The sequence below is a fragment of the Mycobacterium sp. MFM001 genome, assembly GCF_003402475.1.
Classification (GTDB): Bacteria; Actinomycetota; Actinomycetes; order Mycobacteriales; family Mycobacteriaceae; genus Mycobacterium.
In genome coordinates this window covers 253,684-277,595 of the sequence record NZ_BFAB01000007.1, presented here as the reverse complement: position 1 = coordinate 277,595, position 23,912 = coordinate 253,684, and the positions used below count along the sequence as shown (strand labels likewise).

General features: G+C 65.8%; 24 protein-coding genes and 1 pseudogene. 8 read left to right on the top strand and 17 right to left on the bottom strand.

Annotated elements, in window-relative coordinates:
- The first annotated feature begins 27 nt into the window (after nucleotides 1–27).
- Nucleotides 28–1,188, top strand: coding sequence for a 1,4-beta-xylanase (locus tag MFM001_RS14815; RefSeq protein ID WP_116376011.1), 1,161 nt, complete (start codon nucleotides 28–30; stop codon nucleotides 1,186–1,188).
- A 612-nt stretch (nucleotides 1,189–1,800) separates the two neighbouring features.
- The gene (locus tag MFM001_RS14805; RefSeq protein WP_116376009.1) at nucleotides 1,801–2,238 is read left to right on the top strand and encodes an anti-sigma factor antagonist; all 438 of its coding nucleotides are present in this window, start codon (nucleotides 1,801–1,803) and stop codon (nucleotides 2,236–2,238) included.
- A 25-nt stretch (nucleotides 2,239–2,263) separates the two neighbouring features.
- On the opposite strand, the gene MFM001_RS14800 is transcribed toward MFM001_RS14805, so the two are convergent.
- Entirely contained in the window at nucleotides 2,264–3,208 is a 945-nt protein-coding gene (locus MFM001_RS14800; RefSeq protein WP_116376008.1) for an esterase family protein, read from the bottom strand.
- A 281-nt stretch (nucleotides 3,209–3,489) separates the two neighbouring features.
- Here MFM001_RS14800 and MFM001_RS14795 point away from each other — a divergent pair, with 281 nt between their 5' ends.
- Both MFM001_RS14795 and MFM001_RS14790 read left to right on the top strand, forming a co-directional pair.
- Entirely contained in the window at nucleotides 3,490–4,239 is a 750-nt protein-coding gene (locus MFM001_RS14795) for a cutinase family protein (protein WP_116376007.1), read from the top strand.
- A 193-nt stretch (nucleotides 4,240–4,432) separates the two neighbouring features.
- Nucleotides 4,433–5,077 carry a PhoU domain-containing protein gene (locus MFM001_RS14790; RefSeq protein WP_116376006.1) on the top strand — a complete coding sequence of 215 codons (645 nt, stop codon included), beginning with the start codon at nucleotides 4,433–4,435 and terminating at the stop codon, nucleotides 5,075–5,077.
- 4 nt (nucleotides 5,078–5,081) lie between these two features.
- On the opposite strand, the gene MFM001_RS14785 is transcribed toward MFM001_RS14790, so the two are convergent.
- Nucleotides 5,082–6,320, bottom strand: coding sequence for a GNAT family N-acetyltransferase (locus MFM001_RS14785; RefSeq protein WP_116376005.1), 1,239 nt, complete (start codon nucleotides 6,318–6,320; stop codon nucleotides 5,082–5,084).
- A 161-nt stretch (nucleotides 6,321–6,481) separates the two neighbouring features.
- Between MFM001_RS14785 and MFM001_RS14780 the strand changes: the two genes are divergently transcribed.
- Nucleotides 6,482–8,800: an MMPL family transporter gene (locus MFM001_RS14780; protein WP_116376004.1), complete on the top strand. Its 2,319-nt coding sequence runs from the start codon at nucleotides 6,482–6,484 to the stop codon at nucleotides 8,798–8,800.
- Here the strand turns inward: MFM001_RS14780 and MFM001_RS14775 are convergent.
- Complete coding sequence (locus MFM001_RS14775; RefSeq protein ID WP_116376003.1) at nucleotides 8,780–9,691, bottom strand: DMT family transporter; 912 nt, start codon at nucleotides 9,689–9,691, stop codon at nucleotides 8,780–8,782. The two genes, MFM001_RS14780 and MFM001_RS14775, sit on opposite strands and share 21 nt — an antisense overlap.
- 57 nt (nucleotides 9,692–9,748) lie before the next feature.
- Here MFM001_RS14775 and MFM001_RS14770 point away from each other — a divergent pair, with 57 nt between their 5' ends.
- Nucleotides 9,749–11,185 carry an RtcB family protein gene (locus MFM001_RS14770; RefSeq protein WP_116376002.1) on the top strand — a complete coding sequence of 479 codons (1,437 nt, stop codon included), beginning with the start codon at nucleotides 9,749–9,751 and terminating at the stop codon, nucleotides 11,183–11,185.
- Between the two features lie 2 nt (nucleotides 11,186–11,187).
- On the top strand, nucleotides 11,188–11,604 hold the full coding sequence (locus tag MFM001_RS14765) for an archease (RefSeq protein ID WP_160118018.1): 417 nt from the start codon (nucleotides 11,188–11,190) through the stop codon (nucleotides 11,602–11,604).
- A gap of 3 nt (nucleotides 11,605–11,607) precedes the next feature.
- Here MFM001_RS14765 and MFM001_RS14760 read toward each other — a convergent pair whose 3' ends face one another.
- The 3 genes and pseudogenes from MFM001_RS14760 to MFM001_RS14750 form a co-directional block, all read right to left on the bottom strand.
- Nucleotides 11,608–13,077, bottom strand: a complete 1,470-nt coding sequence (locus MFM001_RS14760; protein WP_116376000.1) for an NAD(P)/FAD-dependent oxidoreductase — start codon at nucleotides 13,075–13,077, stop codon at nucleotides 11,608–11,610.
- Nucleotides 13,078–13,135: 58 nt separating this feature from the next.
- A complete protein-coding gene (locus MFM001_RS14755) occupies nucleotides 13,136–14,974 on the bottom strand; it encodes a hypothetical protein (RefSeq protein ID WP_116375999.1) in 1,839 nt (612 codons plus the stop codon).
- Between the two features lie 228 nt (nucleotides 14,975–15,202).
- A pseudogene (locus MFM001_RS14750) lies at nucleotides 15,203–15,514 on the bottom strand (PAS domain-containing protein); the annotation flags it as partial.
- Between the two features lie 124 nt (nucleotides 15,515–15,638).
- Between MFM001_RS14750 and MFM001_RS14745 the strand changes: the two are divergent.
- A complete protein-coding gene (locus MFM001_RS14745; RefSeq protein WP_116375998.1) occupies nucleotides 15,639–16,814 on the top strand; it encodes a phosphatidylserine decarboxylase in 1,176 nt (391 codons plus the stop codon).
- Between the two features lie 36 nt (nucleotides 16,815–16,850).
- Here the strand turns inward: MFM001_RS14745 and MFM001_RS14740 are convergent, their stop codons facing one another.
- The 11 genes from MFM001_RS14740 to MFM001_RS14690 form a co-directional block, all read right to left on the bottom strand.
- Nucleotides 16,851–17,942 carry a wax ester/triacylglycerol synthase family O-acyltransferase gene (locus MFM001_RS14740; protein ID WP_116375997.1) on the bottom strand — a complete coding sequence of 364 codons (1,092 nt, stop codon included), beginning with the start codon at nucleotides 17,940–17,942 and terminating at the stop codon, nucleotides 16,851–16,853.
- Between the two features lie 3 nt (nucleotides 17,943–17,945).
- Nucleotides 17,946–18,665, bottom strand: a complete 720-nt coding sequence (locus MFM001_RS14735; RefSeq protein ID WP_116375996.1) for a GAF and ANTAR domain-containing protein — start codon at nucleotides 18,663–18,665, stop codon at nucleotides 17,946–17,948.
- Between the two features lie 100 nt (nucleotides 18,666–18,765).
- Complete coding sequence (locus tag MFM001_RS14730; RefSeq protein WP_202864143.1) at nucleotides 18,766–20,559, bottom strand: complex I subunit 5 family protein; 1,794 nt, start codon at nucleotides 20,557–20,559, stop codon at nucleotides 18,766–18,768.
- A 7-nt stretch (nucleotides 20,560–20,566) separates the two neighbouring features.
- The gene (locus tag MFM001_RS14725; protein WP_116375995.1) at nucleotides 20,567–20,917 is read right to left on the bottom strand and encodes a sodium:proton antiporter; all 351 of its coding nucleotides are present in this window, start codon (nucleotides 20,915–20,917) and stop codon (nucleotides 20,567–20,569) included.
- The gene (locus tag MFM001_RS14720) at nucleotides 20,914–21,657 is read right to left on the bottom strand and encodes an MnhB domain-containing protein (protein WP_116375994.1); all 744 of its coding nucleotides are present in this window, start codon (nucleotides 21,655–21,657) and stop codon (nucleotides 20,914–20,916) included. The genes MFM001_RS14725 and MFM001_RS14720 overlap by 4 nt, the downstream gene beginning before the upstream one ends.
- Nucleotides 21,654–21,908, bottom strand: a complete 255-nt coding sequence (locus MFM001_RS14715) for a DUF4040 domain-containing protein (protein ID WP_116375993.1) — start codon at nucleotides 21,906–21,908, stop codon at nucleotides 21,654–21,656. The genes MFM001_RS14720 and MFM001_RS14715 overlap by 4 nt, the downstream gene beginning before the upstream one ends.
- On the bottom strand, nucleotides 21,905–22,198 hold the full coding sequence (locus MFM001_RS14710; RefSeq protein WP_116375992.1) for a monovalent cation/H(+) antiporter subunit G: 294 nt from the start codon (nucleotides 22,196–22,198) through the stop codon (nucleotides 21,905–21,907). The genes MFM001_RS14715 and MFM001_RS14710 overlap by 4 nt, the downstream gene beginning before the upstream one ends.
- Nucleotides 22,195–22,449: a hypothetical protein gene (locus MFM001_RS14705; protein ID WP_116375991.1), complete on the bottom strand. Its 255-nt coding sequence runs from the start codon at nucleotides 22,447–22,449 to the stop codon at nucleotides 22,195–22,197. Before MFM001_RS14705 ends, MFM001_RS14710 begins: the two co-directional genes overlap by 4 nt.
- On the bottom strand, nucleotides 22,446–22,916 hold the full coding sequence (locus MFM001_RS14700) for a Na+/H+ antiporter subunit E (RefSeq protein WP_116375990.1): 471 nt from the start codon (nucleotides 22,914–22,916) through the stop codon (nucleotides 22,446–22,448). Before MFM001_RS14700 ends, MFM001_RS14705 begins: the two co-directional genes overlap by 4 nt.
- On the bottom strand, nucleotides 22,900–23,313 hold the full coding sequence (locus tag MFM001_RS14695) for a ChaB family protein (protein ID WP_116375989.1): 414 nt from the start codon (nucleotides 23,311–23,313) through the stop codon (nucleotides 22,900–22,902). Before MFM001_RS14695 ends, MFM001_RS14700 begins: the two co-directional genes overlap by 17 nt.
- A gap of 16 nt (nucleotides 23,314–23,329) precedes the next feature.
- The gene (locus MFM001_RS14690) at nucleotides 23,330–23,854 is read right to left on the bottom strand and encodes a DUF1360 domain-containing protein (protein ID WP_116375988.1); all 525 of its coding nucleotides are present in this window, start codon (nucleotides 23,852–23,854) and stop codon (nucleotides 23,330–23,332) included.
- Between the last annotated feature and the right edge of the window lie 58 nt (nucleotides 23,855–23,912).

Below are 23,912 nucleotides of genomic sequence, written 5' to 3'. Positions count from 1 at the left end.
GAACGTCGGCCCGCGGTTAGGCAGCTCATGCATCGTCGGACGGTCCTGAAGCTGCCGGTGATGCTTGTCGCAGGCACAGCACTGGCCCGGCTACCGCGCGCCAACGCGGAGGAACCGGGCCGCTGGCCAGCCGAGCGTGCACACCAGTGGTATCGAGCACAAGGCTGGCTCGTCGGCGCGAACTACATCACCTCCAACGCGGTCAACCAGCTCGAGATGTTCCAGGCCGAGACGTTCGACCCGCGCCGCATCGACATCGAGTTGGGCTGGGCCCGATTGCTCGGGTTCAACTGTGCGCGAGTCTTTCTGCACGATCTGCTGTGGGCCCAGGATTACCGCGGCTTCCAGCGACGTCTCGCGCAGTTCGTCGACATCGCGGCGCGCCACGGCATCAAACCGATGTTCGTCCTGTTCGACTCGTGCTGGGATCCGTTCCCCAAACCGGGCGAGCAGCCCGCACCCCGGCCCGGGGTGCACAACTCCCGCTGGGTTCAGAGTCCCGGGGCCGAGCACCTCGGCGACCGCGCCTACATCGGCGTCCTCCAGGACTATGTCACGGGGGTGATGACCCAATTCCGCAGCGACGACCGTGTTTTGGGCTGGGATCTGTGGAACGAACCCGACAATCCCTCTCGGGTGTATCACCAGGTCGAGCGACAAGACAAGCAGGAACTCGTCGCAGACCTGCTTCCCCAGGTGTTCCGGTGGGCGCGTTCCGTCGATCCGAGCCAGCCGCTGACCAGTGGGGTGTGGCGCGGTGCGTGGGCAGATCCGGGGCAGCGCAGCGTAATTGTGGACACCCAACTGGCCAACTCCGACATCGTCACGTTCCACAACTATGGCCAGCCGGCGGCGTTTGAGGCACGGATCGCTGAGCTACTGCCGTTCGGGCGACCGATCCTCTGTACCGAGTACATGGCCCGGCCGCTGGGCAGCACCGTCGAGGGGATACTGCCAATTGCCAAGCGGTACAACGTTGCCGCACTCAACTGGGGCCTGGTGGCCGGCAAGACTCAGACCTACTTTCCGTGGGACTCGTGGGACCACCCCTACCCGGCGATTCCCGACGTGTGGTTTCACGATTTGCTACAGCCGGACGGGCGGCCTCACCGCGATTCGGAAATCGCTGCGATTGCGCCCGTCGATCGGCTGGCGGTCCCCCCGGGCGCTCGGGAGCAAAGCCACTGACCACCGGGCGCCCGTCGGCTGGGCGCGAGGAATCCCCGAAGAAATTCGCCGAAAATCCGCGAAAGTCTGTTTGGTGCTGTTCAATTGAGGGTAGACGGCGAACATGGACGTAACTGCGCCCGCGGTAAAACCGTGCGCAGTTGGCTAACGCCCGGCCGGGAATGCACCGCTTCCGGTTGACCGAGAGGTACGGCGATGGGAACGGCGTCTGCGACAGACGGTGGCACTACCGACCTGATGGAGCCGGCGACGGCCCCGGAATTGCTCCGACTACTGCACGTCGACCGTCAGCCTGTCGCTAAACAGTGGCCGGCAATCACCGAATGGTTGTCGGATCACAAAGCGCCTATCTCGCTGAGGTGCAGTCTGCGCGCCAACGGCTACGGCTACCTGCTGAGGAAAGCGCGGCAGGGCGCTCCGCCGATCGGCAGCATCACGGCGCCCACTCACCATCCATAGCCCCGCCGACTGTTGCATTTCTGCAGCCAATTCTCATAAAGCCTGGACATTGTGACCAATCGGGGTTACTAAGGAGTAACCCGCTGTCTTCAGAAACGTAGGGTCAGCATCCATCGAAGGCGCCCACGGGGGCGCGCACGATAGGAGTGCGTTATGGCCTCTGCAACAATCAAAGTTTCTCGTTCGCGGGCTGATTCGAACCCGCGGCCCAATTCCGAACGCGCTGCGCCGCTCGGCGCGCTGAGTGCCACCACGTCGCAACGCGGCAGGGCGGTGATCATCTCCGTCGCGGGTGAAGTAGATGCAAGTAACGAACGTGACTGGAGATATCTGCTGGCCGAGATGGCTGCGATCGCGGCCGTACCCGGTCGGGTCGTGGTCGACGTTCGCGACCTCGACTTCATGGGCTGCTGCGCCTACGCGGCGCTGGCGCGCGAGGCCGAACGGTGCCGGCGCCGCGGCCTGACCCTGTGCTTGGTCAGCCAGGACCCGATCGTCGCGCGAATCGTGGCGGCGTGTGGGCTGCGCTGGCTCCTGCCGATGTACCCGACGACCGAGGCCGCGTTGGGCATCAAGGGCGAAACCGTTTAGCGGCCAAGGCTTTACAGATCCGGCGTCAGGCCGATCCTGCCCCGGCGCCCAAGGTGCTCTGCATGTCCGGCTTCATCGCCGCCAGCTGCGCACCCCAATACCCCCAACTGTGAACGCCATTGCTGTCGATGTTGAACGTGGCGTTGTGCCCGCCCGCGGCGTTGTAGGCGTCCTGGAAGGCGACGTTGCTTTGCAGGATGATCTGCTCGATCACCTGGCCGGGCAAGCTGCCCTGACCGATGGCTTCCGACGGCGTGCCGTTGCCGCTGTAGATCCACAGCCGGGTGTTGTTGCCGGCCAGTCGTCCAGCCTGCACCGTGGGATCGTTGCGCTGCCACCCCGGGCCGCCGGTTGGTCCCCACATGTCCTGTGGGTTGAAGCCGCCTTCGTCGTTCATCGCCATCCCGATCAAGGTGGGCCCATTTCCGCTGGAGGGGTTCAACAACGCCGATAACGAGCCGGCGTAGGCGAATTGCCCCGGATGGTAAGCCGCCAGGATCAACGCCGACGACCCGGACATGGACACGCCCACCACTGCGTTACGGTTCGCCCGGACCCCTTTGCCCGACAGGTAACCGGGCAACTCGCTGGTCAAAAAGGTCTCCCATTTGTAGGTTTGGCCGTTCGCCGAGCCGTACCAATCGCAATAGAAGCTCGACCGCCCGCCCACCGGCGCCACCACCGATATGCCGGAACCGGCGTAGTCGTTGAAAGCGTTGGTCTCGATGTCCCAGCCGCTGCGGTCGTCGCGGGCACGCAGGCCGTCGAGCAGATAGACCGCCGGCGCTCCCCCGCTTTGGAACTCGACGGTGATGTTGTGACCCATGCTCGGCGAGGGCACCTGGAGAAATTCCGGCGCAGCCGCCCGCGCGGGCGGCACGCTCCCCAGGCCGGCGAGCCCCGGCAACGCAGCGACCGCGACGCCGGCAACCAGTAGTCGACGCATCCAGCGCTGTTTGTTCCCGTTCATCCCCGCTCCTTTCGTTCAGGGGGATTCCCAATTGCGATCTCGGCCGCCCGGCCACCCTTTTTCCGCCCGCTTTCGAATCCAGCGAGCCAGAGGTTCTCGGAGTACCCAGAGCAGCCGCGTTTCTACCGCCGGATGAATCGCCGCCAGATGACGCGCACCGGGGCGCAAGGACGGCGTGGGGTGACGCGTCAACCGTGGCGCGCCCGACCCGGACTCAAGCCCTCAATAAATTGCCAAAAAAACTCTGTTTGGGGACGCGCATGCATGGGCACCTAAGCGGCATGATCGCACATCACAACCTCATTCGTTACCTTGCTCCCGCGGCAGTCGCCGCGGGAGGACTCGGCGCCTGCTACCTCGCCGGCCTTGCGGCCGCTCCATCCGCTTCCGCCCAACCGTGCCCCGACGTGCAGGTGGTCTTTGCCCGCGGTACGGGCGAAGAGCCCGGCGTGGGCCCCACCGGACAGGCATTCGTCGACGACCTGCACAGCCGTGTCGGCCCAAGGTCATTCGACGTCTACCCGGTCAACTACCCGGCCACCGAGCAGTGGGAGACCGGCCTGGACGGTATTCGCGACGAAGGGGCTCACGTCGTCTCCACGGCGCAGAACTGCCCTAACACCAAGATGGTGCTCGGCGGTTACTCCCAGGGTGCGGCCGTGACGGGCTTCGTCACCTCTCCCGCAGTGCCGGACGGCATCGACCCCGCGACGGTCCCGAAACCGCTGGACCCCAGCATCGCTGACCACGTCGCGGCCGTCGTGCTGTTCGGGATGCCCAACGTCCGGGCGATGAACTTCCTCGGCGAGCCGCCGGTCGTCATCGGGCCCGCCTATCAGGGCAAGACCATCAAGGTCTGCGCGCCCGAGGACCCGGTCTGCTCTGACGGGATGAATTTCGCCGCGCACGACGCCTACGCCGAGGACAGCGCAATCATCGACCAGGGGGCGGCATTCGCCGCCAGTCGCCTCGGCGGGAATTCGGCCGGGCTGGCGCCGGGCAACACGCCGGGCGGAGGCTTCGGCGAGTAAGTCGACGGATGGTGTGGCGCACCTCGATGCGACGGTGCGCCATACCCGGTTGGCCTAGCCGTCACGAAAGTTCAATAACCGGAGGCCATTTGGGCTTCCCATGGTGTTGCGCGCATCAAAGCGGTTCCATCCCAGTTCGGTAACAAACCGCGGCGAAGGGTTTAACCCTTGTACCCCAGGCTGATTCATAGGCATGAGAAGCCGATTTCAGTACGAGTTATCGGGGCTTACCGCACAACTCGCACAGATGTGTGTGATGGCCGGGCAGGCGATGGACGATGCCACGTTTGCCTTGCTACAGGCCGACATTGGGGTAGCCGACGGTGTCATCCGTAGGCACGAGGACATTTCGGCGATGGGTTCGAGTGCAGAAGAAACCGCGTTCCTCTTGTTGACGTCGCAAGCGCGGATGGCTGCCGACCTGCGCTCGGTGGTCAGCGCGCTTCACATCACCGCCGACGCGGAACGCATGGGCGAACTGGCGGTGCGAGTTGCCGAGATCGCGCGTCGCCGCCACCCGGGTCATGCGGTGGCCGACCAGGTGAGCGGGCCGGTAGCCGATATGGGTTCGTTGGCGGCGGCACAGGCTCGTACAGCTCAGGAAGCGCTGCTGTCCGGCGAGCCACGAACACCGGTGCACGCACTTCACGACCACGGCGTCATGAAGGAACTCCACCGCCGACTGCTGATCGCGCTGATCGACAAGGGACGGACCGGCGTCGACGTCGCCCTACTGGGCTGCTTGTACGAGCGCTTCTCCGACCACGCCGTCCACATCGCCCGGCACGTCATCTCCCGGCACCCCGCGCACTACGAGCGGCCGGCACTGAGCGGGTAGCGCATCAAAAAAGCGTGCCGCAATACGGTGCACGTTCGGTACAAAAGGCGGCGTCAAGGTCGTGCAGCGCACCGGCATTCAGTTCGGTGATGCGGTTCGCCCGGTGCAGTTCCAGCGCCCGGTGCGCCCCCATATAGATGGTTCCCAGTTCGCCCAGCCCGATTTGGATGTCCGCGGAGCCTTCGTGTGGCACGCATTTCCCGACGCCGTCGCGAGTCTGCAGCAGGAATTGTCCCCCGGCGACGCCGAGCGGATCCGTGACATCCAGGACGACGTCGACATCCGCGGAGTACACGCGCGCCCCCAGCGCTTCGGGCACGTTCATGATCCGCACCCACAAAAAATCTCCCAGGCAGGTCGTTTGGGCGGCGGCCTGGTCTTGGAATTTGAGCGGAAGCGGATCGTCGACCGGGACCTCGATCTCGATGCTGTCGAACATCTCCAAGCCCGACAACGTCGCAAGCAGCTCGGTATGCGCTCGGTCCGTGACCGCGCAGAAGTCTTGGATGACCACTTTTCCGAAAGGCGGCCGAAACGCATGGGCCGGCGCGCCGATCACTCGGTAGGTCAGAAATCCGTCTGGATGGATGACGAAATTGAGCGGCGAGCCATTGTCGCGCTGGGTCAATCGGTCTTCCAAAAAATCGCCCCACCACGAACTGTCCCGACTCAACGCGCCGGGTGTTTTGGCAAACCACCGGTCATAAATCGGAGGTAAGTGGCTTTCCGCCTGGGCCGCCAGCACCTCCCGGGCCGGATTTCGGCTGGGCGCGGATCGCAGTTTCGCAGAATGCGGATCGATCTGGTACGTCCGGGCATAACTCGCCACGCCGGCGCCCAGGATTTCGTACACCGGCGGCCGAGTCGGAACGCCGCACAGGATCGGATAACCACGCTCTTGGAGTATTCCGAAGCCCTGCACGCTGATCTGCTGCCAAATCCCTCGTCTTTGATGCGTCGCCGCGACGGTGATCATGGCCAGCCAGGCCGCTTCGAGGCTGGTGCCGCCTGGCACGGTGATCTGCAGCCGGTAGTAAAGCGAGGTACCGACGAGGAATGGGTTTTGCGGATCGGAGATATCCTCGGCAACCAGAATGTCTTCGGGATTGACCTTGCGTTTCCAGGCCTCGATATCGCGAGGCTCCACCGAATTTCCGTAGACCCGGGCCTGGCTTTCGTAAACCGCCTGCAAGTCGTCGTCGTTGGCAAATCGGATTCTGATGGTTTCGTCTATGTTGTTCATCGGCATCCATGTGGTTTTTATTTGTCGAGACCTGGGTGCAGCTTCGGTTCTGCTTACCCATCGAGCCGCGCGGCCAACCACGATGACGGCGGCTGTGGTCAGCCAGCCCGGATCGGGTATAGCGGTAAGGGCCGGGAAATCGACTGCGGGAGGACGCCGAGATGCTGCACGCAATCACCCGACTGGCCATCGCGGCGCCGCGGCGCATCATCACGGTCGCCATTTTGGCGGTGCTGGCGGCGGCCGTGTTCGGCGTCCCGGTGGTCAACAGCTTGTCGGCCGGCGGTTTTCAGGACCCGACGGCTGAGTCGTCGCGGGCGACCGAGCTGCTGCGGGACAAGTTCGACCAAACCGACCAGAAGATGATGATCGTGATCACCGCGCCGGCCGGCGTCCGCAGCGATCAGGCGCGTCGAGTCGGCACCGACATCGTCGACCACTTGGCACGCTCGCCGTGGGTGCTCAACGTGTCGTCGGCGTGGACGTCGCCGCCCCAGGCAGCCGCCAGGTTGGTCAGCAAGGACAACAAGTCCGGACTGATCGTGGCCAACCTCAAGGGCGGGGAGAACGACGCGCAGAAGTACGCCAAAACGCTGTCGGCGCAACTGGTGCATGACCGCGACGGCGTCACTGTGCGTGCCGGTGGGATGGCGGTGGCGTATGCCGAGGTGAACCAGCAGAACGCGCGCGACTTGCTGATGATGGAGGCGATCGCGATTCCGCTGAGCTTCGCGGTGCTGGTCTGGGTGTTCGGCGGTCTGGTGGCCGCAGCGTTGCCAATTGCCTTGGGGGCACTGGCGATTCTCGGCACCATGTCGGTGTTGCGGCTCATCAGCTTCGCCACCGATGTGTCGACGTATGCACTGGACCTAAGCATCGCGATGGGTCTCGCCCTGGCGATCGACTACACCTTGCTGATCATCAGCCGCTACCGCCAGGAGCTGGTCCAGGCCGGCGGCCGTGAGCAGGCACTGTTTCGGACCATGGCCACCGCCGGCCGTACCGTGCTGTTCTCAGCGACCACGGTCGCGTTGTCGATGGCGGTGTTGCTGCTATTTCCGATGTATTTCTTGAAATCGGCCGGCTACACCGTGGTCGCGACCGCCGTCATCGTGGCCCTGGCATCTGTCGTCGTGACCCCGGCGATCATCATGCTGCTGGGTCCGCGACTGGACGCGCTGGACGTGCGCCCGCTGGCGCGGCGACTGCTTCCCTCGCGACCCGACTATGCGCGCAAACCGGCAAACCCGATGTTTTGGTATCGCTCAACCAAATTCGTGTCGCGCCACGCGGTCCCGGTCGGGCTGAGCGTGATCGCGGTGCTGCTGTTGCTCGGACTCCCGTTCTTGGGGGTGCGCTGGGGTTTTCCCGACGAACGCGTGCTGCCCCCGTCGGCGTCGTCGCGTCAAGTGGCCGACATGCTGGAGAACAATTTCGCCGACGACCTGGGCACGTCGGTGTTCGTTGTCGTCCCCGACGCCCGTGGGGTCAGCCCCGCCGACCTGGATCGCTACGGCGCCGAGCTGTCGCGAGTGCCTGACGTGTCGGCGGTGACCGCCCCAACCGCGACATTCGTGGCCGGGCGCCGGGTGGGCCCGCCCGCGGCGCCGACCGGAATCGCCCACGGCAGCGCGTTTTTGACCGTGGCCAGCACCGCGCCGCTTTTCTCCCAAGCCTCCAACTCACAGCTCGACCGGTTGCACCAGGTCGCCGGACCGGCAGGACGGTCGGTGCAGATCGCCGGGCTGGCACAAACCAACCGCGACAGCGTCGACGCGCTCACCAAACGGCTGCCGGCCGTGCTGTTGCTGATCGCCGTCATCACCTTCGCATTATTGTTCTTGCTCACCGGCAGCGCGGTGCTGCCGCTAGAGGCGCTGGTGTGCAACGTGTTGTCGCTGACCGCCGCATTCGGCGCCATGGTGTGGATCTTCCAGGACGGTCATCTGAGCGCGCTGGGCACCACCCCCACCGGAACATTGAATGCCAACATCCCGGTGTTGTTGTTCTGCATAGCTTTTGGGCTGTCCATGGACTACGAGGTGTTTTTGGTCTCGCGCATCCGGGAGTACTGGCTGGCATCCGGAGCCGCCCGCGAATTGCCACCGAGCTCAGCCGAGGCGCGCGCCGCCAACGACGAGAGCACGGCCCTGGGCATATCCGGCATCGCGCGGGTGGTCACCGCGGCCGCGCTGGTGATGTCGATTTCGTTCGCCGCCCTGATTCCGGCACATGTGTCGTTAATCCGAATGCTCGGGCTTGGGCTGACCCTTGCAGTACTGGCCGACGCCACCCTCGTGCGCATGGTGCTGGTTCCGGCCTTCATGCACCTGTTCGGCCCGTGGAGTTGGTGGGCGCCAAAACCGTTGGCATGGCTGCACGAACGGTTCGCGCCCGGTGAAGCCGCCGCCGCCGCGGTCGGACGCCGGCACTGGACGGCCGAGGCGTCGCCGCCGCGGTTAGCGAGCCAATCGCGTTAGCACGCCGCGTCGTCGGGTTTTCTCCTCGGCGCCCAACCGCGCGGCGATAGCCTCCACGCGCGCCAGCTGGACGATGGCCGTCGTCATCGCCAGTGCTGCCACCACCAGACCGACCATCCCGACGCGACCGGTGTCCAGCGTTTCGCCGAGAACGACGACACCCAGTACTGCCCCTACGACCGGCTGGGACACCTGCAGCGTCGGCATCGACGCGGTCAGCGGCCCGGCCCGAAACGCCGACTGGCTCCACACCAGGCCCCCGAGCACGGCCAGCAGGCAGGCGTAGAGCTCCGGTGTCCGGACCACCGCCCATCCACCGTCGCCGAGCCGGGCGACAACCTCCTTGGTGATCACCGCGAAAACCCCCCACAGCGAGCCCGACACGAAGGCGAACAACACCGCGGCCACCGCGCCACCCCGAATGCGGCCGAACACCACGCATCCAGCCAGCAGCGGTCCCAACGCCACGACCACAGCGGCCCAGGTGTGCAGCGATGCGCCGGTACGACCCGCCTGCGGGTGGCCGACAGTGACGATCACCGCCACCGCAGCGGTCAGCAAGCCGGCCCAGACCCACTCCTGGCCGGTCACCGCGCGCTGCGACAGTCGCGCGTTGATCGGCAGCGCGAACAGCAGCGAACACGTCAGCAACGGCTGTACCAGCAACACCGAACCCGCGCCCAGCGCAGCCGCCTGCAATCCGATGCTCGCGATCAGCACCAGGGCGCCCAACCACCACCGTCCGTCGCGCAGCAACTTCGCCAGCAATTCGAGGTGGCCGACCGGTTTGTCGGTGACCCGGTGCGCCGCCCGCTGCTGGACTACGTCGCCAATCGCCACGCACAGCGCCGAAGCCAACGCGAGCAGGGCGGCCAGCTGCATCGGGGTCATCACCGCTAGTTACCCCTTTTCCGCTGGCGCGAAAGCCACATAGCGCACGATGGTGATATGCGGATCTCACCGTCGGCGCTGACAGCGGAAACACCGTTTCGCTTCCGCATCGAGCGATCCGGCGCCATGTTGGTGCCCGGGGTGATCTTCGCCTCACGATCGCTGCTGCCCGAGACCAACCTGGACCCGCTGCTGGCGCAAGTGGCGAACGTCGCGACCCTTCCCGGCATCGTCGAGGCGTCGTATGCGATGCCGGACATCCATCTCGGATACGGGTTTCCGATCGGTGGTGTGGCGGCCACCGATGTGCGCGACGGCGGCGTGATCTCGCCGGGCGGAGTGGGATTCGACATCTCGTGCGGTGTCCGGCTGCTGGCCGCCGACCTCGACCGGGCGGACTTCGTCCCTGTCGCCGGCAAGGTGATGGACGGATTGAGCAAGCGGATCCCGCGGGGTGCCGGACCGGGAGCTGTGTGGTCGGGCGTGAACGGCGGTGAACTGGACGAGGTGCTGCGCCGCGGTGCGCGCTACGTGGTCGAGCACCGTGGGGGCTCTCGACTGGACGTGGAGCGCTGCGAAGACGGCGGCGCGTTCGACGACGCCGACCCCGCGGCGGTCAGTGAGCAGGCGCGCGCCCGCGGGATGCGCCAGCTCGGCAGCCTGGGCTCGGGGAACCACTTCCTGGAGGTGCAAGCGGTGTCCGAGGTGTTCGACGAGCCGGCCGCCAAGACGTTCGGGCTGCGCGTCGGGCAGGTCTGCGTGATGATCCACTGCGGCTCGCGGGGCCTTGGCCACCAGATCTGCACCGACCAGGTGCGAGGCATGGACCAGAGCATGCGCCGACACGGCCTGCAGGTTCCCGACCGGCAACTAGCTTGTGCCCCAGTCGATTCCGCCGAAGGCCGGCGTTACCTGGCGGCGATGTCGGCCGCGGCCAATTACGCGCGGGCCAACCGACAGCTCCTCGGATCGTCGGCAAGCGAGGTGTTTCGGTCCATCACCGGCAAGGGGCTGGAGTTGGTCTATGACATCTCGCACAACCTCGCCCGGATCGAGCGGCACGAGGTCGACGGCCAGGTCCGCGAGCTGTGCGTCCACCGCAAGGGTGCGACCAGGGCGTTGCCACCCGGGCATCCTGATTTGCCAACGGATTTGGCCGACGTGGGTCAGCCGGTGCTGATCCCCGGGTCGATGGGGACGTCGTCGTATGTGCTGGCCGGGGTACCAGGCGGCGGCGCGTTTCATTCGACGTGTCACGGCGCCGGCCGGCGGCTCAGCCGGCACCAGGCGGCCCGCTCGGTGACCCCGAAGGCGCTGCGGGACCAACTCGAGCGACAGCAGGGAATTCAGGTCAGGGGCGCGTCAGCGCGCGGGCTGGTCGAGGAGGCGCCCTCGGCCTACAAGGATGTCTCCGAAGTCGTCGCCGTCGCCGAACAGGCGGGTCTGTGCCGCACGGTTGCCCGGCTGGTGCCGCTGGGCGTGGTGAAAGGCTGACCGTGGCCGGCAGCGGACATCGAACTGTGCCGCATCCGGCCGACGTGACGATCGAGGCGTGGGGACCGACCCGTGAGGCATGTCTCGGCGAGGCGGTTGTCGGGTTGGCGGCCAGCTTCGTCGACCTCTCCGATGCGAGGCCCGTCGACACCGTCACGTTGGATCTGGCTGCCGCCGACGACGAGGACCGCTTGGTGGCGGCGCTCGACCAGCTGATCTATCTGCTTGACACGCAAGGAGTTATCCCGACGGGCGCCGACGTGGACATCGGCGGACAAACGTTCCGGCTGACCATGCCGGTGGCTTCGATTGACGACGTCACGACGATCGGCGCGTCACCGAAGGCGGTTGCGCTGTCCGGGCTGGAATTCCGGCGCGCCGGCGACGAGTGGCGCTGCCGCGTGACGATCGACGTGTGATCGCTAAGCCGCCAGCGAGACAGGCTTTTTGGTGAACCGCAGCCCCTCGTCGTCGACCTTGCCGCGCCTGATCATCTGCACGTCGAGCAGATAGTTCTGGTTCAGCCGCCACGGTTTGCGTGAGCCCTGTTTGGGCAGCTCGTCGAGTTTGCGCAGGACATAGCCCGGGGTGAAATCCAGGAACGGCCGCTCTTCGACGTCCGGGGCCGGCTGCTCGGGTACCACGACGTCATAACCGTTGGCGTCCATGTAATTCAAGATGCGGCAGACGAATTCCGACACGAGGTCCGCCTTGAGGGTCCACCCGATGTTGGTGTAGCCGACGGTGTAGGCCAGGTTGGGCAGACCCGAAAGCATCATGCCCTTGTAGGCCATTGTCTGGGTCAGGTCCACCTCCTGCCCGTCGACTGTGCCGGTCGCCCCGCCGAACAGTTGCAGGTCGAGTCCCGTGGCGGTGACGATGATGTCGGCGGCCAATTCGCGGCCCGAGCCGAGCTTGATGCCGGTCGAAGTGAACCGGTCGATGGTGTCGGTGACCACCTCGACGTTGCCGTGGCGGATGGCACGGAACAGGTCGCCGTTGGGCACCACACACAGCCGTTGGTCCCACGGGTTGTAGCGCGGGCCGAAGTGCTTTTCGACGTCATACCCCTTGGGCAGTTGGCTTTTGACAAGGGCCATCAGGACTTTGCGCATCCGCTGCGGGAACCGTCGGCACAGCTGGTAGAGCATTACCTGCAGTACCACGTTCTTCCACCGGAGCATGGCGTAGGCCAGGCCTTTGGGCAGCCAGCGGTTAAGCCCGGACGCGACGGGATCACGCTCGGGCTGGGAGATGATGTAGGTCGGTGAACGCTGCAGCATCGTGACATGCTTGGCCCCCGAATTAGCAAGGGCGGGAACCAGTGTCACCGATGTCGAACCGCTGCCGATGACGATGATGTTCTTGCCGCTGTAGTCGAGGTCTTCCGGCCAGTGCTGCGGATGGATGATCGGGCCGGTGAAGTCCTGGCGGCCGGGAAACGTTGGTGTGTAACCCTGCTCGTAGTTGTAGTAGCCGCTGCACAAAAACAGGAACGAGCAGCTGATCGTGCTGTCCTGCCCGTCTGTCTCGACGCGCACGCTCCAGCGGCTCTCGGCGCTCGACCAGTCGACGCCGACGACCTTGTGGTTGAACCGGATGTGCTGGTTGATGCCATACGTGGCGGCGGTGTCCTTGATGTACTCCAGGATCGACTTGCCGTCGGCGATGGCCAAGCTGCCGCTCCACGGCCGGAAGCGAAAGCCGAGTGTGTACATGTCGGAGTCGGATCGGATGCCCGGGTACCGGAACAGGTTCCAGGTGCCGCCCATGTCCGGCCGCTTTTCCAGGATGGCGTAACTCTTGGTGGGGCAGCGTTCCTGCAGATGCCAGGCGGCGCTGATTCCCGAAATGCCGGCTCCCACGATTACGACGTCGAAGTGTTCGCCCATAGCCCACGGTAACAACAGATTGAGCAGCGGTTTCGGTAATTCGCGAGGTCGCATGCCCTCATGCGGCTTGTGGTGGGGAGAGGTCGGCTGCTGCTTCTTCGGGTTGGGTGGGAACGGTATTGGCCGCGTTGATCCGGCCGGCGCCCCAGGTTAGCGCCGAGATGACCATCAGTGTGAAGATCAGCACCACGATGCCGCCGGCGGTGAACAACCACGCGGGCACGTTCGGGTCGCGTTCGCGCTGCAGGATCGACACCTCCAGCACGAACGGCCGCGTGCTGGAGCCCAATGCCGGAATCTCGGGCGCAGGAATGGCGTCGTCGGCCGGGGCGTAGATCGGCACCCCGGTCATTGTCCTGCCGTCCTGCACGCGCACCAGCGTCTTCCAAGTCCCCCACACCGGGATGGGCTGGGTGGAGCGATAGTGGCCGGGTCCGACTTTGTCGAGCCAGTCGATGACCAGGCCGCGGTGGTGCTCCATGCGGCCCTGCCACGACAAGATGGTCAGCCAATCGGGGTGCTCGCTGACCAGGGTGGGTGGATTGATCTGCACGTCGGCGGAGACCATCCGCTGTCCCGGTGGACTGGGCAGATCGGTCAACGTGATCATGGCCGTGTCGTGTTTGGGCACTCGGATGTGCAGTCCATTGGCCACCGCACCGCCGATCACCAGGACCGTCAGCGCCACCACCGCGATGCCGATCGCGCGGCCGGGCAGGCGTTGACCGGTCAGCACCATGCCCAGCATCGCCCCGCAGATTCCGGTCAGCACCGACGCCGGCACCGCCATCGCCAGCGCTTCGCCCCAGGCGCTGACCGGCCACGGGTAGTGATACACCGCGCCGATCCACAGCGACTCCAGCCACAGTCCGACCGTGCCGACTAGCGCACCACCGACGGCGCCGAACAGCATCGGGCGGCGCAGAAGCGGTGTGAGAGCCAGCAATTCGACCACCACCGCCGGACCCAGATACAGCGGGAACCAGTTGATCGGCGCACCCAAAATCGGGCCGACCATTATCGCCACCGCGGCGCGCAACGTGATCGCGAACAGCGCCGCGATAATCGCCCCGCCACGCCCCATCGTCATGCGGGCTGCCACAGACGCGACGGCCGCCGCCGCGGCAATCAGCATCGGCTGGAACACCAACCGGAACTGCGGCACACCGAAGTCGAACTCGATCTGCCACACCGACATCCCGATGAACAACCCGCCGAACGACAGGTAGCGCAGAAGCCTGACGAACAGTCCCTTGATCGGCGCGTCGGGAAGTACTTGCCCCCCTTCGTAATCCAGCATCAGCATCGCAAACAAAGAGAAGCCGGCGCCGCCGATCATCATCAGATGGGTTGGGCCCCACAGTGTTACGTCTTGGCCGAAGATGCGGTGCCAGATGTCGTCGAGCGGAAAGCCAATCAGCGCGTACAGCCCGCAACCGGCCATCAGCACGCCGCCGACAGGTGCGTACCAGTCGCGAGTGATGCGCACCGCCGCCCGCCCGGGTTTCTCGAACGGCACGACGACCGCGATCGCGCCGGCCAGAAAGATGCCGAACAAACCGATCACGATGAAGTAGTGCGCCGGGTTGGCCAGCGGGCCGGGGTCGCGGCCGTTGCCGATATGCCAGCTGACGTCCCAGATGAACCCGAACAGCGCACAGATGATCGACGTGGTGAATACCAGCACCGGCAGCGCCACCCACGGCGGGTTGTCGAACTTCCGGCCCATCCAGTCGGCGGCGCGCGCCAGCCAGGTGATCCGGTGGGTGCGGTGCGCATAGCCGGTCCACAGCATCAACGCGGCGATCACTGCCGCGGCGATCGACAGACCGATCACCTGGTTCAGCCCGGCGCCACGCGCCGGCGCCTCGGCAAGAACAGCTAGTCCCACAGTCATCCCCTCCAGGGCCGGGAGATCCGGTAGCGCGCACTCAAGCTAATGAGCACGGCTGTTCACTGAAAGTGACGGTACCACCGGAATAGCAGTGGTCAAACCCCTAGAAAGTTTCGCCAGTTAGAAGTACACCCGTTCACTAGTCCAAGGTGAGCAGGGCGTGGTCCACGTGCGCCACGGAGTCGGTTGACACCTTGCCCGCGACGGCGGAAAGAAACCGCGCGGCAAGGACGCGGACCTCGACTCACCCGAAAGCACCCGGCCCAGCACCGCGGCGACGCGCTGACGATCCTCGGGATGCTTGTGCTGCAGTAGCAGTTCGGTGGTGGGCACCACCGTCCCCGGCTCGTAGCCGTGCATTCGCGCCACGGCGTCCGACCACTCCCAGCGCTGGCCGTCGAGGAAGAACCAGAATCTGCCGACGCGCTGCGGCTCGCCCGAGGCAATGACCAGGTGAACGGCGCTGAGCTCGTCGGGCCCGACCGAGTCCAGTACCGGCTCGACCGAGGCCTGAGCGGGTTTCTCTTCGATGTTGTCAGCCATCGCCCACGCGTCCTTTCCCAGGTGACCCGAGTACCCGTCCACAACCGCGACGAAGCCGGGTAAATCACCTTTTCTGCGGGTATCTCCGATGGGACGGACAAGCACAGCATCGAGGAGTATCCCCATGGGCCCGCCCGAAGCGATCGTCGCGAAACTGCGAAAGACGCTCGATAACGAGCCGAGCCTGGCCGATCTGCTGGAGGGCTCGTTGGTCAAGGCCCGGGAGTGGGCTGAGGCCGACCTAGACCCCCAGCTGTTCGAGGCGCTGGAATGGCCCACCGACATCGGTCAGTACGAGGAGTATGTGAAGCGCTTCGTGCGGTGGGTCCCTCACGAAACGGATGCGGCAGCCTGGAAGCAAGAGGGCAGCGCCCAAGAGCTCAGCGACCGGATGAGCCACTTCTACTTTCTGGCGAGTCAGAAAGTCGGCGACAAGGCGCTGCAAGACTCCGACGTGTTCCGGGAGTGGATGACCGAGTTTGCCCGTGAGTGGGGCGAGTTCCTGGACTCGCCGGAGTCGTTCAGCCCGGAGGCGTTGCAGTCGTTCATGGACAACGCGCCCGAGTACCGCCTTCACGAATCACTGATCGACGGCACGCCGAACGCTCCCAGCGGCTGGCTGACCGCGAATCAATTCATTGCCCGAGAAATCAACGGCGGGTTGCGCCGGATCGCCGAACCAGGTAGCAATGCGGTGATCACCCGGCCGGCCGACTGCAGTTACCAGCACGCCTACGACATCGACGCCGAGTCGTACATTCCCGCCACCACTGTCAAGAGCGAAAAGTACGGCAACATCAAGCAACTCATCGAAGGCAGCAAGTACGCCGAGAGCTTCGCCGGGGGCACGTTCGTGCACTACATGCTGCCGGTGCATGCCTATCACCGCTACCACCTGCCGGTCGGAGGCCTGGTCAACGAGTCGTTCCGGATCAACGGCAAGGTCTTCATGCAGGTGGGCATCGAAGATCAGCAGCTCCAAGGCAGCGACAGCGCCAGCAGTGGATACGAGTTCTCCCAGACGCGAGGCGTGGTGACCATCGACACCGCGCAATCCGACTGCGGCGACATCGGCGTCGTCGCCGTGATTCCGGTGGGTATGGCGCATGTGTCGTCGGTGGTGCTCACCTCGACCGCCGGGCGGCACATGGCCAAGGGAGAAGAGTTCGGCTACTTCCAGTTCGGCGGCTCGGACATCATCATCCTCTTCCAGAAAGGGGTTGACCCGCAGATAGACAGGAGTGAGGAGTTCCGGCTCGTGGGTACACCCGTAGCCCGCTGCAACCCTCGGTGTCGATGAAGTCCAGGGTTGGTTGCCGGGTCGAGACCGAACCTGTCATCCAGGTCTTGGGCGGGTAGGACGGCGTCGGCGCGGTCGCGCGCTGCGATCACGGCGGCTCGACGCGGGGAGTCGATGGAAGACGTCAAGGAGGTCGAGTTCGCGGCCGAGGAAATCTGCGAGGGTACCGATCGCCGGAACGGCGCGACGGCAGCCGGTCAAGCCGAAGGCGAGCTGGCCGTTGGTACTGGTGCAGGTGATGTTGAGGGTCTGCCCGTCAACCGGAACAGACAGCGGGTAGAGCGGGTCGAAGCGTGCGCCGTTCCAGTACAGCGGGGTGGCCGGGCCGGGAACGTTGGAAATCATGACGTTCGGCGGGCGCGGCGGGCCAGACGTACGGCCCAGCGCCATGGCGAGCGCTAGCGGCGCGGCGCCGAGCGCGCTCATCGCCAAAACCTGCAGCCGGCTGCGGCCGGCGGACGCGGCCTTGCCCTCGCCCATACTGGTCTGCACCGCCGCGAGTCGTTCGGCCGGGTCGGCCAGGTGAGTGCCCAGCGAGCACATCAAGGTCCCGATGTTGTTGCCGGGTACCTCACCCGCCGTGACAACGGGCTCGTCGCCGCGCAACGATACCGGCACCATCGCCATCAGCGGCGCGGTCGGCAGCGCGTTGCGGGCCAATAGGTAGCGGCGGAGTGCGCCCGAGCACATGGCGAGCACGAGGTCGTTGAGGGTGGCTTCGGTGTGCTTGGCGACCAGCCGCAGCCGGTCGATGGGGAAGGTGCATCCGGCGAATGTCCTTGCGTCGCTTATTGGTACGCTGAGCGGGGTATGCGGTGCGGCCAGGCTCAGAGGACCTCCGCGGCCTCGCACCGCCCGCCAGGCGGTGTCGACAAGCGCGGCCGGTACTCCCGCGAGGTCTCTGGTCGCACTGACCACACGCCACCCAGCATCTAAAACATCATGTGTCCCAGCGGGTTTCGCGGCAGGCTCGGTTGTCTCCCATAGGGCCGGCATCCCGCGCTGACCGGGGTCTGAGCTGACCGTCTGCTGTAACAACCGCATCGCCGAAACCCCGTCGGCCAGTGCACGATGCGTTTTGATGTAGATGGCGAATCGCCCGTCGGCGAGGCCTTCGAGCGACCGCACGTGCTATGTCGGCGGGCGGTCTGCGAACACGAGTTTGCGAGCGATCTCGTATAGGGGTGTGTTCGAATTCTGCGACAGCTTGGTAAGCAGAATGAAAGCCTCGCCCGAAGTGACCTTATAGCTTTCCATGATGATGCCCTTGGCTTGGCCGATGATGTCGCGCGAGGCCAATGCACTCCGCAGGTCGTCGCTGCTGCGGGCGGCGGCGAGTCCGACAGCTGCTTGAGCGGCCAGCGCCACCGCAAGTTCCTCGATTTCAGGCGTGAAGGTGCCGGCTTCTTCAGAGTACAAGTTGAGCGTCCCGAGCTCATTTTCGTTGGTGTAGAGCTGGATGGACAAACTAGAGCGCACGGGTGTCTGTTCGACCAAATCGGCGACGAAGTCGGGCCAACGCGTCTCCTGGTCATAGTCGTCGACGCGGACGGTGTACTGGTTCCACAGCGATTCCAGGCACGGCCCTTGCTGATGCTCGTCCTGCAGCCTGTCAATCGCTCTGGCGACCGCCCCGGTGGCAGCGACCGATTCAAGTGCTCGGCGGCGGCGGTTGACGACGAGTGCCACGCCGCCATGCGCCACCCCCGGCAGAATCTGCGTGGCAAGTTCGGTCACCCCGCGCAACAGTCGGTCGGAATCAAGGTCGCTCGCCTGCTGACTTTGCAAGCTGCGCGCCAGCCGCCCCAAATCGAGATAAATGTCCTGCTTAGGTTGAGATTCGTCGCTCATTGCGGGCTCCCGATTTTTACGCCGGACTACGACGACTTGTCAATCCCTCGACCCCCGACGCCACCTGCAGTATACCGACCAGCGATCTCCTGAGTGTTGCTCACCGGACCTGGATGCCCATCGCCGCCGCCAGCACACTCAGCGCGGCGAATAACCAGGCGGCATAGTCGCCAACGTGTCCCGAGTGAACCTTGTGTAGCACCGCGACAGCCGGTTCGTACACACGCCGTAGTGCAGATTTATTGTCCCGCAAGCCAATAGCTGCCACGCCGACGGCGGCTGTGACTGCGATCAACGCCAGGACTATCCCCCAGACAGACCAACCCGGCGCCGGACCGGCCGGCGCACTGGTGCTGTGCCCGAGGATGGCGGCCAGGTAGCCGGCCGTGTCGACGAAGTGTCGTCCGGCAACGTGCGCGGCCTCGGATACTCCGGGCAGCACACCGACCGCGAGGCAGCCGGCCAACAGCACGGCGATCGCGACGTACATGCTCGGCGGGGTGCGGCTCAACACCGTGTCCGGTTCCTCCTCCCCCTTCGTCGCACCGTTCGTGGATTCCTCCGCGCCACTGCCCCATCGGGTGAAGCACCGCACGCCGGCACGCAACACCGCGCCGCCGGTGACCGCCGAGATCACCAGGAACAGCACAGCACCCCATCCCGACTCGATCGTCTCCTCGCACAACGACTTTCCCAGCGCCGTGCCGAACGGCGGCAACCCGGCCAGCGCCGCGGCCGCCAGCAGGTAGAACCCACCCAACAACCATTGGCCTCGCCCACGCCCGGACAGCTCGAATTCGTCGACCGTCTGATGGCGGTCGAGCAGCAGCCCCACGATCAAGAACAGTGCCGACTTCGCCCCGGCATGGCCCACCACGTACACCGCGGTCCCGCCGACCGCTTCGGGCCGCAGCGTCGCAGTGGTCACCAAAAACAAGCCCATGTGGCCGATCGTCGAATAGGCAAGCAGCCGCTTGAGATGCCGCTGCAGCAGGCACATTACGGCGCCAACTGCCGCCGTCAGCACCCCCACGACCACGAAGGTGTGCTCGACGGCCGAGCGCGGCAGCGCCCCGGCGAACGTCACCCAGTACACCCGCCACATCCCGTAGAGGCCGAGCTCGACCATCACGCCGGAGAACAGCACGCACACCCCGGCTGGCGCGACGGCGTGTGCGTCGGCCAGCCAAAAGTGCAGCGGCACAATGGCGCCCTTCACCAGCAGCCCGGCGAGGATCAGCACGAACGCGGCGACGGTGACCGCCTTGGGTGCACCCCGCGCCAGCGCCATCCCTGCCTGAGCCATGCCCAGCTGGCCCACCTGCGCGTAGAGCATCGCGATGCCGACCAGCGACAGGCACGCCGAAAGCGATTGGACGATCCCGAAATTGAGCGCGCCCTGGATCGCCGACTTGTCTTCGATCTTGATGCCGGTCAACGCATAGGCGACGGCGCCCATCAGCTCCAGAAACACGAATAGGTTGAACAAATCGCTCGCCAGCACAAAGCCGTTCATCGCCGCCAGGAACAGCAGCATCAGCGCATCGAAGCGGGGGCCGGCCTCGTCGAGGCCCCGACGGCTGTAGAGCGCCGCACAGGCCATCAACACGCTCACCAACGTCGCCAGGCCGGCGGACAACGGGTCCGCCGCGAGCGCGATGCCGACCGTTGCGCGCCCCAGCATGGACCAGCCGCCGATCCAGGTCACCAGCATGTGCTCCCGTGCGGCCACTGCAGCGAACCCGGCAACGCCGGCCGAGGCGATCGACACCGCCAATGTCAGCCACGTCGCCGTCGTACGCGAGGCCCGGGCACCGAGCGCGAGCAGCAGGCAGCCCGCCACGATGGGCACCGCGACCAGCAGCGGCAGCAGCTGCGCCGCAGTCGTCTGCACGGCCGGCTCAGCCCTTCAGCGCCGAGAGCTCGTCGGGATCCAAAGTGCCGTGGCGCTTGTGGATCTGGATGGCCAGCGCCAGCAACAGCGCGGTGACGGTGGCCTGGATGACGATGTCGGTCAGGGTCATCGCCTGCACGACGGGATCGACGACGTTGGTCGGCGGCGGCGGATTGGGCCCGGCGAAAATCGGCGGCGCGGCGCCGCGTTGAAATCCGATCGCCAGCAGAAGAAGATAAGTGCCGGACTGCGCGACCGACAAGCACACCACTGCGTGGATCAGGTTGCGGCTGCGCATGATTCCCCAGGCGCCGATCAGCACCAGCCAGCCGGCCACGCAGTACGGGTAGATGCTCATCCGCCGTCACCCCGCTTGACCACGGTGATCTCCTGGGCCAGGAATTGCGCCAGCAACACCGTCATCCCGCAGGCCACCTCCACGCCGACGGCGATGTTGAGCAGCACCACCGAACCCGACGAGAACAAGTTGCCCATGGTCCCGGTCGGCAGCAGGTTGACGAAAAACACTCCGCCGACGACCATCCCGGCCAACCCGATCGCCACGAATGCCGCCGCCCCCAGCGCCTCGCCGATGTCGAAGACGTTGACGGGCCGCAGCCGATCCAGCGCCCGGAAGCTGCCGGTGATGTACAGCAGATGCAACCCGGCGGCCAGCACCACCCCGCCCTGAAAACCACCGCCCGGCGTGAGATGCCCGTGCACGACGATGTCGATACCCAGCGCAATGGTCACCGGCAACATCAGATAGCCGACCAGCCGGGTCGCGTCCAGCGCCGAACCGCGGCCCGGTGCGTGGTATTCGCGCTCCTCGATGGCCGGGCGCAGCAGCGCCATCACCCCCGTCACCGACCCGAGCAGGATCGTCTCCTCCCCCATGGTGTCCAGCGCGCGCTGATCGAAGTTCACCGAGGCGACGACGTTGGCGGTCGCGCGTGAAAACGCCGCCGGCACAGCCAGATCCCGATACAGGTGCCGGGCCTGCCCGAAAGCCGGCAGTTGCGCGAAACCCAACCACAGCAGCACCGCCAGCCCGCCCGCCCCGGCGAGGAAAAGCGCCGTCCGCACACCGCGATTCATCGGCTGTCCTCTTCAGCTTGGTGACGGCGTACGGCGCGAAAGGTCAGCATGACCATCAACGGCACCACGACCCCGCCGATCACCAGTTGCGACAGCGCGACATCGGGAGCCTGCAGCACCACGAACAACATCGTCAACGCCAGACCGAAGACAGACAGCGGGATCGCCTGCTGCTCGGGGCGGCCGGTCAGCGCGACCACCGTGCCGGTCACCCCGACTAGCGTGATCACCACCAGCACCAGGGGGGTCACGACGGCGAGTCCTCGTCGACCAGGCCCTCGTGCTGTGCCGCCAGCCGGCCCGTCGCCGCTGAGATCACCGGAGAGCTCACTGCCACCAACACGGCCGTCACCGCGATCATCGCCGACGATTCGGTCCAGCCCTGCGAAATCATCAGCCCCACACCGGTCAACGGCGCGCCGAGCGACGTCGTGGCTGCCAGCAGGTGCAGCCGGTCGAACACCCGGGGCAGCGTGGCGGCGCCCAACGCGGACAGCGCCATGACCGCAATGCCGGCGAAAACCACGCACCACGCGATCACGTCTTACCCACCAGCAGCCGGGTGAACACCAACGTTCCCGGCAACGTCACCAACGCCAACACCAATGCAACGATCAGATCTGAATTCCGTTGCCAGGCAACAGCAACCACCATCACCGTCATGACCGCCGCGACGCCGGCGAACTCCAATCCCACCAGCCGGCTCCGGGGCTCACCATGGGAAGCGATCCAGGCGCCGGGCAGGAACACGCCGAGTAGCAAGGCCAGCGCCGCGAGCTCCCCCGGGTTCACCGCTGCACCACCGTCGCCAGCCGACCGGTACCCGGCCGGATCCGGTGCAGCAGGACCTGTGAATCGCAGTCCAGCACAACAGTTCCCGGCGTGGCGGCAAACGCCAACACCGCCAGCGCGCGTCGCGCGTTCGCAACCGGGTCAGGTTCGGCCGGCAAGGGCACGGCGCTGATCACGCCGCGCCGGCGTCGCATCAGCACGTATGCCCACGCCTGGACGGTTTGCACCGGTACGTCGCGCAAAACGGTTGCCGCCCAACGCAACCAGCCGACGCGGAACCGCCAGCGCCCCCGGTTGGCCCGTCGCGCAGACCGTGCCGCCACAGCGCAGGGCAACGTGGCGCCCACGGCCACCGCGAGTTCGGCGGCGGTGAACGACGTCAGGGTCGCAATCCAGAACACCGTGGTGGCTACCCACCACGCCAGGATTTCGGTCAGTGCTGCGAACCGGTCACCGGGTCCGGGCACGACGGTTGGCCTTTTTGATCGCGTCGACCAACTGGGCCTTGTTCATCGTCGAGCGTCCGTGAACGTCGAGGCGGCGCGCGACGTCGAGCAGATGCTTCTTGCTGGCGTTGGCGTCGACGCCTTCCGCCGACGGGATCGGGTTGCGCAGACCGCCGCGCTCGGAACGCTTGTCGGACGGCCCTTTCTTCTTCTTGGGCTCCCAGTGGTCGCCGACCTTTTCGAAGCTGTGCTTGACCGCGGAATAGGCGACCCGGTGGGCCCGCTCCTCGCTGCCGTATTCTTCGGCGGCCGCGTCATGCGCTTTGGCGAATGTGCGCTGGGCCTTGCCGCTGGAGCGCTGAAGCGTGCTGGGCAACTCGCTCTTTTTGGCCTGGCCGCCCTTCGTGGTCTTGGGCATGAATCCTCCTTGTTTGTCAACCTTGAGCGGATTGCTGCGCCATCGCGTAGGCGAGCTGTAAGAAGTCGGCGCCGGCCAGTGCGGTGAAACTGCCGGCCACCAGCCGGGTGAACCGGGGCGCGAAGATCAGGCCGATGACAAACACGGTGGCCACCCACATGTCCAGACAGAACGGGCAAGTCAACAGCTCGCCCAGGCTATGCCGCATCTGGCTGTCCTGCCGGGTCTCCTCCTGCACCTCGGCAGGGCCGCCGGTGCCGGCATAGTGGGCGAACGGCGCCCGCAGCGGGCTGGTCACCGCGTCTTTGGTCAACGTGCGGGACAGCTTGTGGGACCCGAGTGTCACCGTGAGAAGGTCTTGGGTCAGCCACCGTTCGGGCAGTTTGCGCCCGGTGAGCGAGGCAATGATCGCCGTCACCGCGATCACCGTGCCGTACACGAACAGTACGACCAGGTAGCCACCCAACGGCCGTGGATTGTCGCCGCGGTAGGCTTCGGCCTCCTGACGGGCCCGTTTGCCGATTTCCCTTACGTCGCCCACAACACTCCTCGAGGTCGGCTCCGGCACCCGGTTACCCGATGTCGGCGACCGGCAATCA

Excerpts from the sequence above, each read along its gene's own strand:
- MFM001_RS14725 (WP_116375995.1), bottom strand. The coding sequence starts at position 20,917 with ATGAGCATCTACCCGTACTGCGTGGCCGGCTGGCTGGTGCTGATCGGC.
- MFM001_RS14775 (WP_116376003.1), bottom strand. The coding sequence starts at position 9,691 with ATGACCCCGATGCAGCTGGCCGCCCTGCTCGCGTTGGCTTCGGCGCTG.
- MFM001_RS14770 (WP_116376002.1), top strand. The coding sequence starts at position 9,749 with ATGCGGATCTCACCGTCGGCGCTGACAGCGGAAACACCGTTTCGCTTC.
- MFM001_RS14805 (WP_116376009.1), top strand. The coding sequence starts at position 1,801 with ATGGCCTCTGCAACAATCAAAGTTTCTCGTTCGCGGGCTGATTCGAAC.
- MFM001_RS14800 (WP_116376008.1), bottom strand. The coding sequence starts at position 3,208 with ATGAACGGGAACAAACAGCGCTGGATGCGTCGACTACTGGTTGCCGGC.
- MFM001_RS14760 (WP_116376000.1), bottom strand. The coding sequence starts at position 13,077 with ATGGGCGAACACTTCGACGTCGTAATCGTGGGAGCCGGCATTTCGGGA.
- MFM001_RS14745 (WP_116375998.1), top strand. The coding sequence starts at position 15,639 with ATGGGCCCGCCCGAAGCGATCGTCGCGAAACTGCGAAAGACGCTCGAT.
- MFM001_RS14795 (WP_116376007.1), top strand. The coding sequence starts at position 3,490 with ATGATCGCACATCACAACCTCATTCGTTACCTTGCTCCCGCGGCAGTC.
- MFM001_RS14720 (WP_116375994.1), bottom strand. The coding sequence starts at position 21,657 with ATGAATCGCGGTGTGCGGACGGCGCTTTTCCTCGCCGGGGCGGGCGGG.
- MFM001_RS14695 (WP_116375989.1), bottom strand. The coding sequence starts at position 23,313 with ATGCCCAAGACCACGAAGGGCGGCCAGGCCAAAAAGAGCGAGTTGCCC.
- MFM001_RS14755 (WP_116375999.1), bottom strand. The coding sequence starts at position 14,974 with ATGACTGTGGGACTAGCTGTTCTTGCCGAGGCGCCGGCGCGTGGCGCC.
- MFM001_RS14790 (WP_116376006.1), top strand. The coding sequence starts at position 4,433 with ATGAGAAGCCGATTTCAGTACGAGTTATCGGGGCTTACCGCACAACTC.
- MFM001_RS14815 (WP_116376011.1), top strand. The coding sequence starts at position 28 with ATGCATCGTCGGACGGTCCTGAAGCTGCCGGTGATGCTTGTCGCAGGC.
- MFM001_RS14735 (WP_116375996.1), bottom strand. The coding sequence starts at position 18,665 with ATGAGCGACGAATCTCAACCTAAGCAGGACATTTATCTCGATTTGGGG.
- MFM001_RS14785 (WP_116376005.1), bottom strand. The coding sequence starts at position 6,320 with ATGAACAACATAGACGAAACCATCAGAATCCGATTTGCCAACGACGAC.
- MFM001_RS14780 (WP_116376004.1), top strand. The coding sequence starts at position 6,482 with ATGCTGCACGCAATCACCCGACTGGCCATCGCGGCGCCGCGGCGCATC.